General features: G+C 33.9%; 13 protein-coding genes and 1 pseudogene. 9 read left to right on the forward strand and 5 right to left on the reverse strand.

Features of this window, described 5'->3' with window-relative positions; translation table 11 throughout:
• The first annotated feature begins 517 nt into the window (after nt 1-517).
• The 3 genes and pseudogenes from ABWU62_RS01655 to ABWU62_RS01665 all read left to right on the forward strand — a co-directional run bounded on the left by ABWU62_RS01655 (nt 518) and on the right by ABWU62_RS01665 (nt 3175).
• Nucleotides 518-1893: pseudogene (locus ABWU62_RS01655) on the forward strand (hypothetical protein).
• 40 nt (nt 1894-1933) lie between these two features.
• Nucleotides 1934-2530, forward strand: a complete 597-nt coding sequence (locus ABWU62_RS01660) for a riboflavin synthase (RefSeq protein WP_353287307.1) — start codon at nt 1934-1936, stop codon at nt 2528-2530.
• A 57-nt stretch (nt 2531-2587) separates the two neighbouring features.
• A complete protein-coding gene (locus ABWU62_RS01665; protein ID WP_353287308.1) occupies nt 2588-3175 on the forward strand; it encodes a CvpA family protein in 588 nt (195 codons plus the stop codon).
• Nucleotides 3176-3323: 148 nt separating this feature from the next.
• On the opposite strand, the gene ABWU62_RS01670 is transcribed toward ABWU62_RS01665, so the two are convergent.
• Nucleotides 3324-4649, reverse strand: a complete 1326-nt coding sequence (locus ABWU62_RS01670; RefSeq protein ID WP_353287309.1) for a phosphomannomutase/phosphoglucomutase — start codon at nt 4647-4649, stop codon at nt 3324-3326.
• Nucleotides 4650-4829: 180 nt separating this feature from the next.
• Here ABWU62_RS01670 and ABWU62_RS01675 point away from each other — a divergent pair.
• A protein-coding gene (locus tag ABWU62_RS01675) for an IS5 family transposase (RefSeq protein ID WP_353287310.1) occupies nt 4830-5622 on the forward strand; the annotation gives its coding sequence in 2 pieces (ribosomal slippage) (nt 4830-5093 and nt 5095-5622; 792 coding nt in all).
• A gap of 26 nt (nt 5623-5648) precedes the next feature.
• Here the strand turns inward: ABWU62_RS01675 and ABWU62_RS01680 are convergent.
• Nucleotides 5649-6654 (reverse strand): IS630 family transposase gene (locus ABWU62_RS01680; RefSeq protein ID WP_353287090.1). Its coding sequence is split into 2 segments (ribosomal slippage): nt 5649-6191 and nt 6193-6654, totalling 1005 coding nucleotides; the frame shifts between segments, so codons are not numbered across the junction.
• A 281-nt stretch (nt 6655-6935) separates the two neighbouring features.
• On the opposite strand from ABWU62_RS01680, the gene ABWU62_RS01685 reads away from it, so the two are divergent.
• The 4 genes from ABWU62_RS01685 to polA all read left to right on the forward strand — a co-directional run bounded on the left by ABWU62_RS01685 (nt 6936) and on the right by polA (nt 15073).
• Entirely contained in the window at nt 6936-8174 is a 1239-nt protein-coding gene (locus ABWU62_RS01685; protein WP_353287311.1) for a hypothetical protein, read from the forward strand.
• Nucleotides 8175-8401: 227 nt separating this feature from the next.
• A complete protein-coding gene (gyrB, locus tag ABWU62_RS01690) occupies nt 8402-10774 on the forward strand; it encodes a DNA topoisomerase (ATP-hydrolyzing) subunit B (protein WP_353287312.1) in 2373 nt (790 codons plus the stop codon).
• A gap of 194 nt (nt 10775-10968) precedes the next feature.
• Nucleotides 10969-12435, forward strand: a complete 1467-nt coding sequence (gene gatA, locus ABWU62_RS01695; RefSeq protein ID WP_353287313.1) for an Asp-tRNA(Asn)/Glu-tRNA(Gln) amidotransferase subunit GatA — start codon at nt 10969-10971, stop codon at nt 12433-12435.
• A 109-nt stretch (nt 12436-12544) separates the two neighbouring features.
• The gene (polA, locus tag ABWU62_RS01700; RefSeq protein WP_353287314.1) at nt 12545-15073 is read left to right on the forward strand and encodes a DNA polymerase I; all 2529 of its coding nucleotides are present in this window, start codon (nt 12545-12547) and stop codon (nt 15071-15073) included.
• Nucleotides 15074-15105: 32 nt separating this feature from the next.
• Here polA and ABWU62_RS01705 read toward each other — a convergent pair.
• Nucleotides 15106-16111, reverse strand: a protein-coding gene (locus ABWU62_RS01705) for an IS630 family transposase (RefSeq protein WP_353287090.1) whose coding sequence is annotated in 2 segments (ribosomal slippage) — nt 15106-15648 and nt 15650-16111 — 1005 coding nt in all. Because the reading frame shifts where the segments join, the coding sequence is not laid out codon by codon here.
• Nucleotides 16112-17095: 984 nt separating this feature from the next.
• On the opposite strand from ABWU62_RS01705, the gene ABWU62_RS01710 reads away from it, so the two are divergent.
• Nucleotides 17096-18052 carry a hypothetical protein gene (locus ABWU62_RS01710; RefSeq protein WP_353288136.1) on the forward strand — a complete coding sequence of 319 codons (957 nt, stop codon included), beginning with the start codon at nt 17096-17098 and terminating at the stop codon, nt 18050-18052.
• A gap of 6 nt (nt 18053-18058) precedes the next feature.
• Here ABWU62_RS01710 and ABWU62_RS01715 read toward each other — a convergent pair whose 3' ends face one another.
• Entirely contained in the window at nt 18059-18841 is a 783-nt protein-coding gene (locus ABWU62_RS01715; protein WP_353287315.1) for an exodeoxyribonuclease III, read from the reverse strand.
• A complete protein-coding gene (locus ABWU62_RS01720) occupies nt 18841-19548 on the reverse strand; it encodes a uroporphyrinogen-III synthase (protein WP_353287316.1) in 708 nt (235 codons plus the stop codon). The genes ABWU62_RS01715 and ABWU62_RS01720 overlap by 1 nt, the downstream gene beginning before the upstream one ends.
• Nucleotides 19549-19550 lie beyond the last annotated feature (2 nt).

Genomic DNA, 19550 nt, shown 5'->3' on the forward strand with positions numbered 1-19550 from the left:
AATTCAAAAAATTTTAAAAAACATAGTTGATGGTACAACGTTTTCGATGAGATTGCAGAAAGGCTGGATTCCAGCATCAAGTGCTGGAATGACATCTCTATAGGGCTCCTAACTAATCCAAAATATTAAAAAATTTACCAAGCGAAAAAAAGGCAAAAGAATCCCCCAGTAGTAAGTTTTATAATGTAAATTGGCATTGTAATAATGTGCTAACGCTTATTTTAAGCGCGTTTTGGCTGAATGTAGAAAAAATAAAAAAGACATGCAGCCGCTATAATTTTATGTAATTTGCCAATATATACCTGAGTTTTTTACTGAATTTTGTTGTTAAATCTGCAGAGATTAAAAACAAGGATAAATACTCTTATTATCATAAGAAGAAGATTGATGAGGTTTGTAAAGTAACTTTTTCTGCTCTTATTGAATCCAACACGCCACTATTATGTAAGAGTGCTTTAATTATTAATTTATTGACTAATTATATTTTTTATTTCACTTTACATTAAAAAATTTACTCATGCATAGTAGTAACATAAAAACTCAGAGAAAATACGAAATGGAGGATTTACCTAAGTTTTTTAAGGAAAGATCCAAAAACATAAGTAAAGCATTTTCTAATGAAGTACTGGAGATTAGCACCATTCGCTCAAAAAATATTACAAGTGATACGCAAGAGTTTTCATTTAAGCTCAAGCTACTGACAGAGGTAAACCCTAATACAATATTACCTCAAATAAAACATTTAATTGACTTTTTTAAAATCTGCCTTTCTCAGGAGAAAAACTTCACAGCCAATATAAAAGTGCCTAAAGAAAGTGAAGAATCATACAATAGCTGCTGTAAAACTGTAGAAGAATTCATAAGTAATGCTCCCATTCAAATCCTCCTGCAGGGCATAACAATAACGCTACAAACAGAAGTTCAAAACATCAACCTCGGTAGCTTGCAACAAATCGAGATATTCTTGAATAAGCAGCTAAAACATGTAGAAAAAGCTAAAAATGGGGATACCACAAGAAATTTAGTCCCTCAAGAAATAGAGCGGGATATAGGTCAAATTAGTTGCACACAGACTATTTTAAAGCTAACACAAAAAAGAAGTCAAAAAAGCAGGCTAAAGAATTATTGCAAGAAGAAAAACAATCAATCATAAAATAAGTTCAACTTGATGCTAGAGTAGCTATGATAGATAATTTGGCTGAGCACAAGGAAAAAAAACTCGATGAAATATTTATTGAAGTGATGAATGGATACAAAAATCAAGATCCAGAAATATTTCACAACATTTTCAACTCAGTGTTTAATATTGTTTACTTTCAAGATAAACAATTACATGAAGTATTAGAGCCAGATGAGATATCAGAAGTGCTAGAGGTACTCAAAAGGCCACAACCCCCTAATAATTCACTTTTAGGTAAAGAATATTTACAAAAGCAAGTAGATAGAAAAAAAGTGCAATTGCTCAAATTAGTTTCGAGCATTCCTATACAACCTTCTCCACAGCTTAGAAAGATTTCTCATGAAATTTTACCAAGCAAAGCTGTAGACCATTTACCAAAAACAAATGAAGCTAAAACTCCATCACCTACTAATATTAAGCTCAAATCACCATTAAAAGCTATGTTTTCTTCGAAAGAGACTTATTTTTGTCTATTTTTAGTAGCAGCTTCTATATCAGCACTCTGCCTATGGCACTTGCCGCTGGGAAAAGTGTCAATTTTAAAGGAATTGGTGCCAACAGAAAAAAGGGAAAGTATCGGTCTAATATTAAACATAGGGTTACCAATATTAATTACACTGTGCGTTTTGAACCTGGCTTACTTTCTATATTCTGAATATTCTGTAGAATCTATTGAGCAGATAAGTAAAAAAGATCTTCCTTTGCGCACCTAACAAATAAGATCTTTTGTGATATAATTATTTATTTTATTGCATGTTTAAAGGAATTATCAAAGATATTGGCACTATAACTGATATCACTATCCACCCTAACTCTGATCAAATCTTCCATATTGAGACACAAAATTTATCCTCTATAAACAAAGGAGATTCAATATCCTGCTCCGGAGTGTGTTTAACTGTTGTCAACATAATGAGCGATGTATTCACAGTTCAAGTATCTCAAGAAACCATGAAGGTTTCTAACTTAAATACGTGGGAAATAGGGAAAAAAATAAACCTAGAACAAGCAATGAAACTGAGTGACAGAATTGACGGCCACTTGGTTCAGGGTCATGTTGATGGGATAGTAAGAATTTTAATAACTGAACAAAATTTAGATTCTCATGAAATCAAGCTATCGTGCCCACAAGAATTAATTAAATTTGTTGCGAAAAAAGGTTCTGTAACGCTAGATGGGGTTTCTCTCACAGTAAATTCAGTTGTCAATCAAGAATTTACTGTAAATATCATTCCCTACACATGGAAAAATACAACTTTTCAATATAATAAAACAGGTAATTACCTAAACTTAGAAGTTGATACAATTGCTCGGTACTTAGATCAGTTGATGAAATATAAACACAATTAGTTTTACAACTGTGTTATTTACAACTATTATATCTTGAAAATCATATAGATACAAAATATGTTTTTCGATAGCCTAATTATCTTTATTATTGTCTTGTGTATAATAATATCGATAACTAGAGGCTTTATAAAGGAGCTATGTGCATTAATGTTCTTGCTCTTATCAGTCTTTTTGACAGCTAGTTACTATGATTTTTTTATTATAAATTATAATAAGTATTTTGACTCTAAAGTTACACAAAACATACTTTCTACAATCTCTGTATTTATCATACTTAATCTTACATTCATGACAATGAATAACTGGCTAATGTACATATTATCACCTATAAGGTTGGGATTAATGGATAGAGTTACTGGAATCTTTGTCGGATCACTCAGAGGAATATTGCTTTCTTATGTACTATTTTTTGCTGTGCACTTATATTGCCACACAGTATATGATAAAAAAGAGGGAGAGTCTAAAGTAGAAGCAGAAGACATCTTGCCCAATTGGATAATAAATTCACACTCTTATCAGGCTTTATTTGTGACAACAGAAGAAGTAATTAACATGTATGTGCCAGAGTCATTGATACTAAAAATAAAAGAGATCGGTGAAGAAATGGTTGATCAAGAAAAACCTCAAAACAATAAAGAAAAGTGAGTGTTGATTTTCTATAGCTAAACTAGATTAGACAGTGTTATTCCGCTGCTTGTTAGCGTCACAGCAGTGCGCCATAGGTCACACCAATTCCTATTACTAACCAAACAAAACTGCAGACATTTACGAATAAGTAAATTATCAAAAAAATCTAAATGTATAGTTTTAGTTCATCAATATAATAAAACAAAACTTTCTTAGTAAGTTCAAAATCTTCTAAGGTATTTCCTTCACATCTTGCTGTAATGCAGTTTTGCGTATTTGATACTCTAAGAAGCCACCAACCTTTATTATCGGTTACCTTAATACCATCAAGCTCTGAAAATAAAATATTTTGCTGCTTTAGTGTCTCCTTTACTGACTCAATTATTTGAAATTTTTTCTCATCCTTCACTACAATTTTCACTTCATGAGTGATATATAACTTTGGTAAATCTCCAATCATCTCAGATAGGCTTTGGTTTTTCTTAAGTAAAATGTCAATGACTTTAACAGCAGAATATAGTCCGTCATCGAAACCCAGCTCAGAAAAGAAAAAATGCCCACTGAGTTCACCGGCAAATTTTGCCCCTTCTTCTACCATCTTTTTCTTAACCAGTGAGTGTCCAGTGGCACAGGTAATTACTTTCCCCCCTAATTTGCTAACGAAATCATGCACTTTCATACTCATTTTTACGTTGGCAATAACTTTGCTTTTTGGGTGTTTCACCAATACTTCACGTGCAAAAATCATAAATAAGTGATCATTGGAAACAACATTACCTTTATTATCAATCAAGCGTACCCTATCACCATCACCATCGAGTGCAATACCAAGGTCACATTCATCTTTCTTAACAATATTGATTAGCTGAACAAGATTTTTTTCTTCTATGGGATCTGGGTCGTGCAGTGGAAACGTTCCATCGATAGAATTATTGGTTACGATGTGTACATGACTTGGTAAAACTTTTTCAATATACCTTACAATTGTTGGACTATTGCCAAAATCCCAGGCTATTTTCAGTTTTTGTGTAGTGTTATTCTTGAGCGCATTTTTTAATATATGAATGTACTCACTATATGTATTCGTGTTAATTAAGCTTCCAATTTTCGTGCTGTTTTTAATTGTACTGCCTATAATTTCCTTCATTTCTTGATCTGAGTAAACTTTTTTAGTACTGAAAAATTTAAAGCCGTTATATTTTCTGGGATTATGAGAAGCAGTGATCATAATCCCAAGATCTGCATTCATTGTTGCAGCGTAGAGCATAGGTGAAGAACAGAGCCCAACTCGTATAACATTTGCACCGGATAAAATTAAGCCTCTTATTAATTCTTTTTCTATACTTGGTGAATCTATCCTGCTGTCATAGCCTACACAAACGTTAGCTGCAGTTTGACCGAATTTTCTACCTATTTCATACCCATCACTGATCTGCAGGTCTTTGCCTACCACACCTCTAATATCGTATTTTCTTATAATAGTATTGTCCATAGTGCACTTCTTGGAGTGGTTAATATATAACATTTCCGCCAAATACTCAAGTCTATTTAACTATAAGATTAGTTGATTTTTTAAGAAAATATGCTAATATTATAATATAGTTCTCTAAGAACCTGTACATGATCTCAAGAAAGGAATAAACTAAGAGATAATGTATATAAGTTAGGATATATGAGGAGTGTATACCCAAGTGATATAAGTCGGGAAAGATTTGAGATTATATTACCAGATCTAGAATCCTGTAGAAAAAAAACAAAACCAAGAAAACTGGATTTATATGAGTTATTTTGCGGTGTACTTTATGTGCTAAAAAGTGGCTGTCAGTGGCGAATGCTACCAAAAGAGTTTCCAAAATGGCGCAATTGTTACGATTACTTCAAGAGATGGAGTAAAAAACCGAATGAAGATAGAGAAAGTGTTCTAGAAATTGTCTTAAAAAAAATTAGTTGGAGAGGTTCGTTTCAACAGTGGTCGGAATACAAAAACAAGCTTCTGCATCATTGATGCTCAAAGTGTAAAAAGCACCGATATTGCTGAAGAAAAAGGTTATGATGCCGGCAAGAAAATTTCAGGAATAAAGCGTCATATTGCAGTAGATACGCAAGGTTTGCCACATGCAATTTATATTACTACAGCTAATATCGGAGATCGTACTGCTGCTGTAGAGATGATTTGTAACGCAAGAAAAAATCTTTCCGAAGTTCAAAATATACTAGTTGATGCAGGTTATACAGGAGAAAATTTTGCAACTCAAATAAAAACGACTATTGGTGCAACCGTTGAAGTAATAAAACGAAGTGAATTACATACCTTTGTTGTATTGCCAAAAAGGTGGGTTGTAGAGCGTTCTTTTGCTTGGCTGGAAAAGTGTAGACGGTTATGGAAAAATTGCGAGCGTAAACTCAATACTAGACTACAAATGGTCGTTCTAGCTTTTACTGCCTTGCTCCTCAAAAGATTATGAACAGGCTCTTATACCAACTCTCATTATTAATGAACCAAATAAGAAGCATTGCAGAGTTGTTTAACCGTGGAAGGGGAAAGAGAGGTAATAAATTTACACAAAGCGCTCTCAAGCAGAACAATTGTATCGTAGATTTTATTGCGCAAAATGTTCTGTTTTATATATAACCAAAACCTCTCAACAGGATTGAGGTCAGGTGAGTATGGTGGTAGGTATATAATTTCGATATTTTTAGGTATCTTTAAACTTTTTGACTTATGCCAACTAGCGCAATCCATCACGAGAAAAGCCTTTCGTATTCCTAAATATTGCGACATCTGTTCAAGGAATATATTTATACAAGCAGTGTTGACGTTTGGTGCAAATAAGCTAAAATTCTCTCCATTTCTGGGATTAACTGCACTATAGAGATAAAAATTTTCCCTACCTAATTTTACCTTAACCTGTGTCCTACTGCCTTTTTTAAACCACCCATGTCCAACTTTTGAATGTGTACCAAACCGTGATTCATCGAAGAAAAATAGCTCTTTTTCAGAATGCATGACAATAGTTTCATTGAGGTTTTTTTTTAAACTCCTCTTGCTTATTTTTATCCTGTCCACTATGAACTGGTCTTGGTGTGATATATGAGAATTTCATTCTTTGCATATTACGATGTATTGTGGATTTGCTGATATTCAAACCAAATCTTTCTTGGATTCTTATTCTCATTTCTCTAATAGTAATATTGGGGTTTTCCTCTATCCACACCTCAATTTGTTCAAGTTGACTTTGGTTCAATATAGTTTTTCTACGGCGTTGAGGTGGAGAAAATAATTTTTCTTCTCTTCCAAATTTTATGTGCTTTATCCATGTAGTAATTGCCTTTCTCGAAATGCAACATATTTTTGCTACAGCTGTTATACTGTGCTTTTTTGCTGCAATTACAGCATTTAGTTTTTTTGCAACATACGCATTATTTCTTACTTTCTTCAGCATCTCTTTTGCTGATTCCACCACTTTTTCATCCAATAATTTTGATCTTAATGCCATCTAAACCTCGCTATTTTACTTACTCCAGTATGGCTTTTTTTCCATTATCGTCTATTCGTTGCTTGTATAGCGGGAATTGGTATTAGCTCATATGGAGCAGATATCGAGAATAAAGTAACTCCCAAGATTACTGTAGAAAAACCAAATAGTACCTTAGATGTAGCGGAAAGTATAGAAGTGGTATCCCCAATCAAACAAAAATAAAAGCAGCTCTAAATTCCTTGCTTTATTTACATTCTTTCTATAGCATGACATATTAATGTTAGAATAGGGTGTGTGTTATGTTTGCAGGTCAAAATAATAATCAACAGCAAAATAGAAATAGAGTACAGGCTTTAATAGAAAGAGTGCAAAATGCTTACAACAACATTAATAAGATTAAAAGATTCATTAATATAGTTTTATTAGTAAGTATGATTCCTTCATTTTTTCTTCTTTTACAGCTCTCTTTGTATTTATCATTAGTAAATTATTTTTTAAAACCGGAGGAAAATGAAAGGAAGTTATCAGCATGGCCAAAAAATATTATTAGAGGAATATTAACGGCTGTTTTAATTATATGTATTATTATTTCTTGTATATTTTTAGTGCTGCCCATGTTGTTCTTGTGGTTGCTAAACAAAACGCTTACTGAAGAAATACAGCAGTTTAACGATTTAATACAACAAATTCCAGAGGAAGAAAGGGGCCTTTTTGCTGCTGATTTAGTCAATATTCTTCCCTTTGTTGTGCAAACTACTCATGACCCAAGTGCAGTTGCTAGTATAAAATTGAGTGTTGATAGACTCATAGAAAAGTATAAAGAGAATTTAAGCAAAGATGAATTCTATGTACAGCTAAATAGAGGCAACACAACCGGCATTGAAGAGTACATCAAACAGTCAAATGAATTTACAGAAAGCGATAAATCTCATGCACTTGAATGCTTAAGATTTATCAATAGAACAACAGGAGATATTTTTAAAGACAATCATAGTAAGTTAACACTAAAGCAGGCAGCTGTTTTATGTTGGAAAGCCTGCAATGATAGAAATACAGGGACAGAAAATCAAAGAACTCCTTTGAATGATGAAGACATAAAAAACAGAAAAGATATGTTTGTAAAAGGTCTTGTAGACGCTGCAACAACTTACGGTAATCAAGGTCAAAGTTGTGCAGGTGGAACATACAATAAATTATTTGAGTCTTTATCTGGCTTACATCCATCAGTGGTTATTACACTTGATGGAGAAGAGGCTAGAGCAATGATAAAAGAAACGATCACACAAAAATTCCCTGAAATGGCTAGAGCCAATTTCAGTAATTTCTCTGGAACAGAACAAGAAAGGATCCGTAATGAGTTACCAGAGTTATCATCTGAAACAGTAAGGTATATTATGACTACGCATTCAGCTCTCGAGAGAAGGTGTCAAGAGTTCAGCAATAGATTAAACAATGATAAAAAGAATGAAATATTAGAAGAGTGTATGAGCAACTTATCCTGTGTTGAGCTAGAAAGTCCAATTGAAAGGAGAAGATAAATTATATTTGATTATAGCAATTTATCTTGAAGTACGAAGTAGAATTTTATGCGATTGTTTCAATTTAAGCCTATGTATTGAAATAGTATATAAAATTGTTTCGCATAGGTAATGTGTTATACTTTATCTATATGTCAAGGGCAAGGGTCCTTCTTTCAACTTAAAAATGTTGCTAATCAACACATACAAATGTAATATTAATTAATATTTATAAATAAAGTAATTCCATGGAAAGTAACTACAACGCTGATGCAATAAAAATCCTAAGAGGTCTTGATGCTGTAAGAAGGCGGCCAGGTATGTACATTGGTGACACTGACGATGGATCCGGTTTGCACCATATGGTATATGAGGTTATTGATAATGCGATAGATGAGTCTTTAGCTGGATATTGCAGTAAGATAGAGGTTAGCATAAATGAAGACGGTTCGGTGTCTGTAACCGACAACGGTCGTGGCATTCCAACTGACATTCATCCAGAGGAAGGAATATCAGCAGCAGAAGTAATAATGACTCAATTACATGCAGGAGGTAAATTTGACAGCAATACCTATAAGGTTTCCGGGGGATTACATGGTGTTGGAATCTCAGTTGTGAATGCGTTATCAAGCTGGCTGGAATTAACCATCTGGCGCAATAAAAAGGAATACTTCATACGTTTTGAAGATGGTGAATCTGTTAAATCTTTAAAGGTAGTTAATGAAAATACAAGTAAAAGAGGAACTAGAGTAACGTTTATGCCATCAACGGGGACTTTTAGTAGTATTGATTTTAGTTACTCCACTCTTGAGAGTCGTATAAGAGAATTGGCATTTTTAAACTCAAATATTGAGATCATTTTGCGTGATCTCCGTAATGAGCCCCATGTAAAGTCTCATTTTAACGATAATAAGGAGTCTAAAGATAATTTTGGTACAGCGAATTTTGTACGGTACTTAGACAAGAACAAGACAAACGTTACTAAAATTGCCAGCATTAGAGATGATGTGAAAAGTCTAGGCACTAGTGTAGAAATATCGATGGAGTGGAATGATTCTTACTATGAGAATATGCTATGCTTTACAAATAATATAAGACAACGGGATGGTGGTGCGCATTTAGCAGGGTTTAGATCTGCACTAACCAGATGTATCAATAACTATGCAACTAATGAAGGGTTTTTGAAGAAAGCAAAAGTGAATTTGACCGGAGAAGATGTTAGAGAAGGCTTAACTTGTGTTTTATCTCTCAAGATGCCTGATCCTAAATTTTCTTCACAGACAAAAGATAAATTGGTCAGTTCTGAAGCGCGGACAGTCGTGGAGAGCATAGTTTTTGACAAGTTGAGTACAATACTTGAAACTGATCCCAAATTAGCAGCAAGTATAGTAGAAAGAGCGATTAGATCGGCAAAAGGAAGAGAAGCAGCAAGAAAAGCACGAGAGTTAGTTAAAAATAAAAACAATATTGATATCGCAACTCTACCTGGAAAGCTTGCTGATTGTCAGGAAAAAATTCCTGAGTTATCGGAGCTGTTTATAGTAGAAGGTAACTCCGCAGGTGGTACTGCAAAGCAGGGACGTAATCGTAAAACACAGGCAGTACTTGCCTTAAGAGGGAAAATTCTAAACGTAGAACGTGCAGGATTGGATCGTATTTTTTCATCTGCAGAAATCGGCTCTCTGATCACGGCAATCGGAGCTGGAATAGGGAGTGAGCACTTCAATATTGAAAAAACTAGGTATCATAAAATTATCATTATGACAGACGCAGATGTTGATGGCTCGCATATAAGAACTTTGATTCTAACTTTCTTTTTTAGACATATGCGTGAAGTAATTGAAAAAGGATATTTATACATAGCACAGCCACCGCTCTATAAAGTCACAAAAAATGCCAAAGATACTTATATCAAAGATGACGGAACTTTTGAAGAGTATATAGTAAATTCAGCGATTAAAAGATTAACATTAAATGGCATAGGCAAAGACTTGCGTTTCGTTTTGAATAAGTGCCTCAGTATTTCAAACATTAGCAAAAATTATGATAGGGAAATACCAAAAGATCTCTTAGAATCATTGCTAATTTTAAGCAAAAAGAATGCTCTATTGTCTGCTGATGAGATATTAAAATATTTAAAATTGATGTATAGTGAATATAATTGGGAAGTAGAAGTAAAAGATGAAGAAATCCACATTGCTAAATTATTTCAAGGATTAGCAGACAAGTATGTATTCTCGCTTAGCATACTTGAAAGCAAAGAAATACGAAATATATTGAGTTCTCTTGATAACATAATTGACTTATTTAATGGTGATTCATTTTTACAGTCGCAAGAAACTGAAATAAAAATAAAGTCTCCAAGTGCACTCGCAAAAATAGTGATGGATTATGGTAAAAAAGGTTTAACTCTGCAGAGATTTAAAGGCCTTGGTGAAATGAATGCTGATCAGCTTTGGGAAACTACACTCAATCCAGAAACTAGAACTCTGCTAAAAGTTGAAATAAAAGATTGTGAGGAAGCAGATAGCATATTCTCGGTGCTAATGGGTGATATAGTTGAACCACGTCGTGACTTTATAAATAACAATGCACTTAACGTGCATGATGTTGATATTTGATTTTAGAAATGCTAGATATGAAGGCTCTTATGGCTCAGCATTGTGTGCCAACCCGGCTATTTGAAACGTACTACTAACCAGTCCATTTCAGAAATCTGAATTGATCTCGGTTGTATTCCTGTTTTCGATCATAAATATATAGATTTTCTGCCCTATTATTGTTATAGTTAATACCTTGCTAAAATTGAATATTAATGAATGAATTGAGAAGGCTAAGTATTACAGAGATGCATGATGGACTGAGGCGAAGAGATTTTTCTGCTGTTGAGCTTGTAGAAACGCATATTAATGCAGTTAAAAATGAGCAACTAAATGCATTTATAACAAAAACCCCAGAAATCGCAATAAAAGCTGCTAAAATAGCAGATGAATATTTCTTGAAACAAAAAGATAATATCTCACCACTTATGGGCATACCAGTTGGTGTTAAAGATTTATTCTGTACAAAAGGAATAAAAACAACGGCATGCTCAAAAATGCTGGAAAATTTCGTTCCGACTTATGAATCTACGGTATCTGACTTACTTTTAAAAAATGGAACAGTCATGCTCGGTAAGCTTAATATGGATGAATTTGCTATGGGCTCTGCGAACACAAATAGCTATTTTGGTCCTGTTGAAAATGTGTGGATTAGGAAAAGTGATGGAAAAAAAATTGTTCCTGGTGGGTCATCTGGTGGGTCTGCAGCATCAGTTGCTGGGTTTTTATGTGCTGGATCACTAGGAAGCGATACCGGTGGGTCCGTACGTCAACCAGCAGCTTATTGTGGAGTAGTTGGAATAAAGCCAACTTATGGAAGGTGTTCGCGTTTTGGTATGATTGCATTTGCGAGCTCTCTTGATCAAGCAGGAGTAATTACTCGTTCCATTTCTGATTCAGCGTTAATGCTGGAAACAATTTGTGGCTATGATGAAAAAGATTCAACATCGAGCAAAAGGCCAGTGCCTAAGTTTTCCAATTTCATAAATGGTGATATCAAGGGTAAGCGCATTGGTATACCAAAAGAATATAGAATGGATGGGATTTCAGAAGAAATCGTTCATCATTGGGAAAAAGTTTCTTCCAATTTAAAAGAAAATGGTGCTGAAGTTGTTGACATTACTCTGCCTCATACTAAATATGCGATACCGGTTTACTATCTAATTTGTTCTGCTGAAACTTCATCTAATCTTGCTCGCTATGATGGTGTACGTTACGGATTTAGGGTTGATGCTGATACCCTTGAAGAAATGTATTCGCTAACAAGAGCAGAAGGTTTTGGTAAGGAAGTGAAAAGGAGAATTTTAATTGGTTCTTATGCGCTTTCTTCAGGTCATTACAATGAGTATTATGAAAAAGCACAGTGCATTAGGGCATTAATCAGAAATGATTTTATAAAAGCGTTTGAAAAAATAGATTACATACTTGTGCCATCTGCTCCAACAGAAGCTTTCGGCTTGAACGAAAAGCCAGATCCACTAATGATGTGCATTAATGATGTGTTCACCGTGCCAGCAAGTCTGGCAGGGTTACCTGCTATCTCTGTTCCTGTTGGGCTCTCAAATGAAGGTTTGCCACTTGGCTTGCAAGTAATTGGAAATTATTACGATGAAGCTGGAATATTAAATATGGCAAGTGTGATAGAACAAAATTGTGGCAGAATAATTAACTCTCTTATGTAATATTTTCCGATAGTAACTATAGAATAGTGATTATTTTAGCTATAGGAAACAAGAACTTGATTTTTGTAGCTAAATAGTAAACCATCAAAGTCACACACAAATATCTGCAATGAAAGAAAAGACTTTTACAATCATCGATGGTTACGGCTTTCTTTTCAGGGCTTACTATGTCTTACATCATTTAACTACCACAACTGGTACTCCAGTAGGTGCTGTGTACGGTTTTCTTAATATGGTTCTGAAGTATATTTCCCATTCGGACTACTTAACTATAGCACTTGATTCTGGCAAAAAAAATTTTAGGCACGATTTATATCTTGAGTATAAAGCAAACAGAGTAACGCCTCCTGAGGATCTAATTCCACAATTTACAATACTGAGAGAAGCGGTAGAAGCTTTTAACTTCAGCTATGAAGAGATTGAAGGCTATGAAGCAGATGACATAATTGCAACACTCGCTGCAAAATACGCCAACCATCAAGACTTTAAGGTGGTAATAGTTTCCTCAGATAAAGATTTATTTCAACTTTTGAATTACAACATTCTAATATTTGATCCTATTAAAAATGTATACATAGATGAAAAAAAAGTAATAGAAAAATTTGGTGTAAGTTCAAACAAGCTTCTTGATTTATTTTCTCTTACTGGTGATGCATCTGACAACATTCCAGGCGTCCCAGGAATAGGGCCAAAGACTGCAGCTAAATTACTAGATGAATTTGATTCATTGGATAACATTATAGAAAACATCAATAACATTGAGCAAACAAGAGTTCGTAATATTCTTACTGAGCATAAGGAAAAAGCACTAATTTCAAGAGAACTTTTATCGCTATATGAGAAAGTAGATCTTCAGCATGATATTGCAAAATATGAAGTCCATCCTCCAAATATGGAAAAATTGTTATCCTTTTTGAAGAAATATGAATTTAATTCATTGATAGGAAAAGTAGAAAAGCTTTTTTCTTATAGTAGATCGAGCACAAAAGAGAAAACAGAATATAGTAGTGAAGAATTAGAAAAATTTTTGGAGCATTGCAGATATGAAGGCAAAATTGCAATTCATTGCCACTTTGAAAACAACGCGTTAAACAAAATCTCCTTATCTTGCAGTGAAGATAATATTTTCTACATAGATCAAAACTGTCTACAAGATGCACTCACTATAATAAATTCAACTTTATTTTCAAATGGGGTGCTTAAAATAATACATGATATTAGAAAGATCAGAGAAACATTTCCCGCAATAGAGAAAGTGCTAGACTCAATTGATGATTTGATGATCATGTCATATAGTCTTGACACAGGTAAGCATGATCACAGCATTCCAAACATAGTTGCACACAATTTAAGTGAAAATATAGAAACTTTCTCGGCAAAAACTTTAATAGCGATTCATGAGAAATTGACACAAAGATTATTTCAGGAAAAACTTTTTACGATTTATGAGCGCTTTGATAAGCCTCTCATGAAAGTAATATTTGATATGGAGAAAAATGGAATATTGCTGAACGTACAAAAACTACAAGAATTGTCTGATAAGTTTGAGCAGCTAATTGCTGTACTTGAAAACGATATACATAATTTAGCAGGAGAAAAATTCAACATTGCGTCGCCAAAACAATTAAGTGATGTTTTGTTTAATAAAATGGAGCTAAGTAAAAAGAAAAAGTCAAAATCTGGGTCTTATAGCACAAACTCTGAAGTTCTAGGGGCACTTGAAGAGGGGGGGACAGAAATCGCAGGTAAAATTTTAAGTTGGCGACATCTGAGTAAATTAAAAGGTACCTATACTGATGCACTAGTGAGGCAGATTGATCCACTTGATGGTAGAATACATACAAGCTTTTCAATAACTGTGACTGCAACTGGAAGGCTGAGCTCTAGCAATCCTAATTTACAAAATATTCCTATCAGAAGCGAAGAAGGTAATCTTATCAGGCAAGCGTTTATTGTGCCAAAAGGGTGCAAGATAATTTCTGCCGACTATTCGCAAATAGAATTAAGACTCCTGGCACATGTGGCAGATGTTGCGGCATTTAAAGAAGCTTTTGCAAATGGAAGGGACATTCATGGCATCACTGCAAGGCAAGTTTTTGGGGTGCAAGAAATAGATGAGCAATTAAGACGCAAAGCAAAAACTATTAATTTTGGAATTATATATGGCATTAGTCCATTTGGCCTTGCAAAGCGACTTGGAATTACCTTTCAAGAGGCTGCTGAATACATTAATTACTATTTTTCTTCTTATCCAGAAATAAAGGTCTATATGGAAAAAGCAGTATCTATCGCGAGAAATCATGGTTATGTAGAAACTTTGTTTGGTAGAAGATGTTTTGTAAGAGACATCAACAACAAAATTCCTTATCTAAGACAATTTGCAGAAAGGGCAGCAATAAATGCACCACTGCAAGGAACCGCCGCTGATATAATAAAACGTGCAATGATTCAGCTTTTTGATCAATTGAAAACAGGTAAAATAATTCTCCAAGTCCACGATGAGCTACTAGTTGAAGTAGAGGACGACAAGGTACAAGAAACAGCAAAACTTATGAAAGACGTAATGGAAAATGCGATAGAAATCTCTATACCACTTGAAGTAGAAATAAAAATTAGCGACAACTGGGGCTTTTCTTAATTATGTTGCACACCTAATACCAACTCTCATTATTAATGAACCAAATAAGAAGCATTGCAGAGTTGTTTAACCGTGGAAGGGGAAAGAGAGGTAATAAATTTACACAAAGCGCTCTCAAGCAGAACAATTGTATCGTAGATTTTATTGCGCAAAATGTTCTGTTTTATATATAACCAAAACCTCTCAACAGGATTGAGGTCAGGTGAGTATGGTGGTAGGTATATAATTTCGATATTTTTAGGTATCTTTAAACTTTTTGACTTATGCCAACTAGCGCAATCCATCACGAGAAAAGCCTTTCGTATTCCTAAATATTGCGACATCTGTTCAAGGAATATATTTATACAAGCAGTGTTGACGTTTGGTGCAAATAAGCTAAAATTCTCTCCATTTCTGGGATTAACTGCACTATAGAGATAAAAATTTTCCCTACCTAATTTTACCTTAACCTGTGTCCTACTGCCTTTTTTAAACCACCCATGTCCAACTTTTGAATGTGTACCAAACCGTGATTCATCGAAGAAAAATAGCTCTTTTTCAGAATGCATGACAATAGTTTCATTGAGGTTTTTTTTTAAACTCCTCTTGCTTATTTTTATCCTGTCCACTATGAACTGGTCTTGGTGTGATATATGAGAATTTCATTCTTTGCATATTACGATGTATTGTGGATTTGCTGATATTCAAACCAAATCTTTCTTGGATTCTTATTCTCATTTCTCTAATAGTAATATTGGGGTTTTCCTCTATCCACACCTCAATTTGTTCAAGTTGACTTTGGTTCAATATAGTTTTTCTACGGCGTTGAGGTGGAGAAAATAATTTTTCTTCTCTTCCAAATTTTATGTGCTTTATCCATGTAGTAATTGCCTTTCTCGAAATGCAACATATTTTTGCTACAGCTGTTATACTGTGCTTTTTTGCTGCAATTACAGCATTTAGTTTTTTTGCAACATACGCATTATTTCTTACTTTCTTCAGCATCTCTTTTGCTGATTCCACCACTTTTTCATCCAATAATTTTGATCTTAATGCCATCTAAACCTCGCTATTTTACTTACTCCAGTATGGCTTTTTTTCCATTATTGTCTATTCGTTGCTTGTATAGCGGGAATTGGTATAAGAACATATCTTGAAAGGACCTAAGTAGTATCTGTTCAGATGCATGGCTAATGTGTAAATATTGAAGCAAAAATAATGTCATCCCAGTGCTTGACACTGGGATCCAAATTGCTCACAAGCAACCTAATCATAGATATTAAAAGCAACGCTTTCAATGAGACTACAAAAGGCTGGATTCCAGTGTCAAGCACTGGAATGACACCTTGTTGTTGTAGATTCACTTTTACCTTATTTTGCCACACCCCTGAACGGATGCTTTGAGTAGTTAATTTCGTAAGTATAATAGTAGTAATATTAAAGAATTCTTGAAGTAAGGAGAGCACGCTCATACGTCAAGCAAACAACGTTTGGGAATAATCTAAGGTTCTGTGATATCAGCAGCTTTCTTGGCAATAACATCCCGCTTTCAGTAAACAGTGATTTTGTGATTTTCCTATATATTAGAAAAATTTTTATTTTAATTAGCGTTAAACAATAGGCGCCTATTGATTTTTAGCTAAAGTAAAGGTCAAATATCTGGAATTCTGGACATAAAATCCCCTTGTGTGAAAAATAAAATGCAGCACACATACGACAGAGATTAAGTATACGTGTATACACTGAAGAAGATACACTACATTTTTTAATTAATTTGATTGTTTAGTAGAAAAAGTCTGCAGACAAAGATAAGTTTTTGAGCTCTAAAAATATCTCTAACTGTCATTATAATCAGATTTAAAATATATGAAAGCAACTTTTTACATTCCCTTATCACTTATATCATTTGTTACTCTTCTATTTTTTTTTGCTTTATTCTTTTCTTTTTTTCCTTTCAGACAGGTTCTAAGAAATTTGAACTGATGCGAAAAATATGCTATAATTAAAGCATAGGTTAGTACGTATAAATCAGTTATGACAGGAATACCAATTTCACAATCAAAGAATCAGGAACCTTCGAAGCTACCTGTTCAGGTGGTGGAGAAAAATGAGATAGTCCTCAAGGAGGAGCATAGGGTAATTTATGATGACTTTGTGGAAGTGCTACAAGATAAGGCCAAAGAGAATCAAGGAATAACTAATGCTTTCATATCAGTTTATAAGGACATACTACTTAATAATGTCAATCCGGAAAAAATAAGACCACTCAGTGAAGAGAATTTTTGTCAGTTTTTACTTTCTGTGCTTAAAGAAATTAGAGAGAAAAAATTAGCTGGAGAGGAAGATAGTAAAGTAAAGCAAGTAGTAGAGGCATGCTTAGATGATATACGTGGTACAGAAGCTAAAGATTCACTAATAAAACTTGTTGGGTTACCACTTGGAATAAAAATAGACCCGAAAAACATTTCTGACTCTTTGATGAGTGGGCTAAAAGAAAAAATACCATTCTTAGGAGGGGGTAAAAAAGAAGAGGATGAACCACCACTACTTAGTGATGAAGAGATGGTAACAAAGTTCTTACGTGAGGTTTTTCTTCCTGTTCTTTTTTCGATTGCTTCAATATTAATTTTTGGCCCTACTAAACTTGCGATAGTTGCTGCTGTTATTGGTACAATATTTGCTGTAAAGGGAGGAGTTGAGGTTCTTTTTTCAAATAACAAAAAAGGTACTTTATATGATCCTAGTTCACAAGATAAAGATGATACAGAAAAGAGAGCAAAATTGAATGAAAAAATTTGCAATGGCATTGATGGTATTTTAAAAACTAAAGTTAAAGAAGTTTCTGAACAAATTTCCCAGGGAAACGGAGAGAATAAACAGTATTTTGCCTCTGAGCGAATTTGCAGTCCACGAAAAGAAACACCTGCTACCCTTAAACAACCTACTTTAGATCAGCCAGCTAAAAGTACAGGACAGCAAACAGATTTGCCAAATATGTAGAGGTTTTTATTGTTTTATAGCACATACAACAGGAGTATGGTCAGATGGGTTTTCTAGTTTACGCAACCTATCGTCTATGTAACATGTTTCCAATTTATCTACAGCTTGTGGCGATAGTAGCATATAATCTATTCGCATTCCTTGATTGTTTCTGAGTGAATCGCCTTGATAATTCCACCAAGTGAATTGTTGCAAGTTTGGGTGAGATATTCTAAATGCATCTTTAAAGCCAAGATTCAAGATTGCTCTTAATTTCTCACGCTCTTTTATATGAAAGCACACTTGGCCATTTAATAAATTTGAATCAAAAACATCAATTTCATCCAGTGCAACATTATAATCGCCAGCTATAATGGTTAACTCTTCATTTTTTAATAAACTGTTCATCCTTTCATATAGGTTATCAAAAAACTTAAGTTTATACTCAAATACATGAGAATCAGGGCTTTGGCCATTTGGGACATATACACTCACCACTCTTATCTTTTGGTCACCGTGCTCTATTATGCACTCTATATAGCGCGCTTCTTGATAACCTTCTACAATTTCAATTTTAAATTTCTCTAGTATCGGATATTTAGATAAAACACAAACGCCATTTCTTGCAACCTGTCCATAGATAGCATATTCATATCCTAACTCTTCTATTTCTGCATAAGGAAATTGCTCTTCCGTACATTTTATCTCTTGCAGCAAAACTATATCTATCTGACTATCAACTATAAAACTACAAAGTTGGTTAATTCTTTTACGTATGGAGTTTACATTCCAAGTTGCAATCTTTAACATCAATAATCCTTATTAATTGTATCGATTAAATTCTCTTTGGTAGGTAGTCTTGATGTTATGATTTTTTTCCATTTGATTAATTTTAAACTATCAGCAATGTTCTTACTCATGGTATATGCAATTGTATTACTCATAACATGGGATAGCTTACTTTTTAGAGCTAATGAGCAAAATATTCTTGCTGTTTGTGAGGAAAAAAAAGCAACGCTATCAATTTTACCGTCCAATAGTAAATTTTTACACCTATTAGTTAGACTCCTTTTAGTAATTGTTTTATAGAGTACAATTTCTCTTACGTTAAAACCTTCTTCAGATAATTTCTTTTTTAGGTCACATGATACTTCTTGTCCCCTTATATATAAGAACTTTATTGCATTTGAATAATGAGATTTTATGAATGATATCAGACCATCAACGTTGCTGTCTGCTGAGATTATATCGGAAAATCCCAAATTTTTTGCAGCCTGCATAGTTGAATTACCAACCGTAATAATTGGAAAGCCATCCTCTTTGCATATTTGACTGAAAGCCTTTACACTGTTTTTACTTGTAGATATCACAACGTCAAATTCATACGTAGATATATCAGGATTTAAGTACTTTATTGTGAATACTGGCTCTATAAAAACTTTGTATCCATATTTTTTTAGCGTGCTTCTTGTGCTCAACGAATCTAATAAAGGCCTTGTCAATAAAATAGACTTCATTC

Origin of the sequence: Wolbachia endosymbiont (group B) of Gerris lacustris, from assembly GCF_964028355.1 — a bacterium.
Lineage (GTDB): Bacteria > Pseudomonadota > Alphaproteobacteria > Rickettsiales > Anaplasmataceae > Wolbachia.

Bases quoted from the DNA above. Each gene is read 5' to 3' on its own strand.
- ABWU62_RS01660 (WP_353287307.1), top strand. From the start codon at position 1,934: ATGTTTAAAGGAATTATCAAAGATATTGGCACTATAACTGATATCACT.
- ABWU62_RS01665 (WP_353287308.1), top strand. From the start codon at position 2,588: ATGTTTTTCGATAGCCTAATTATCTTTATTATTGTCTTGTGTATAATA.
- gatA (WP_353287313.1), top strand. From the start codon at position 10,969: ATGAATGAATTGAGAAGGCTAAGTATTACAGAGATGCATGATGGACTG.
- gyrB (WP_353287312.1), top strand. From the start codon at position 8,402: ATGGAAAGTAACTACAACGCTGATGCAATAAAAATCCTAAGAGGTCTT.
- ABWU62_RS01715 (WP_353287315.1), bottom strand. From the start codon at position 18,841: ATGTTAAAGATTGCAACTTGGAATGTAAACTCCATACGTAAAAGAATT.
- ABWU62_RS01685 (WP_353287311.1), top strand. From the start codon at position 6,936: ATGTTTGCAGGTCAAAATAATAATCAACAGCAAAATAGAAATAGAGTA.
- ABWU62_RS01670 (WP_353287309.1), bottom strand. From the start codon at position 4,649: ATGGACAATACTATTATAAGAAAATACGATATTAGAGGTGTGGTAGGC.
- ABWU62_RS01720 (WP_353287316.1), bottom strand. From the start codon at position 19,548: ATGAAGTCTATTTTATTGACAAGGCCTTTATTAGATTCGTTGAGCACA.
- polA (WP_353287314.1), top strand. From the start codon at position 12,545: ATGAAAGAAAAGACTTTTACAATCATCGATGGTTACGGCTTTCTTTTC.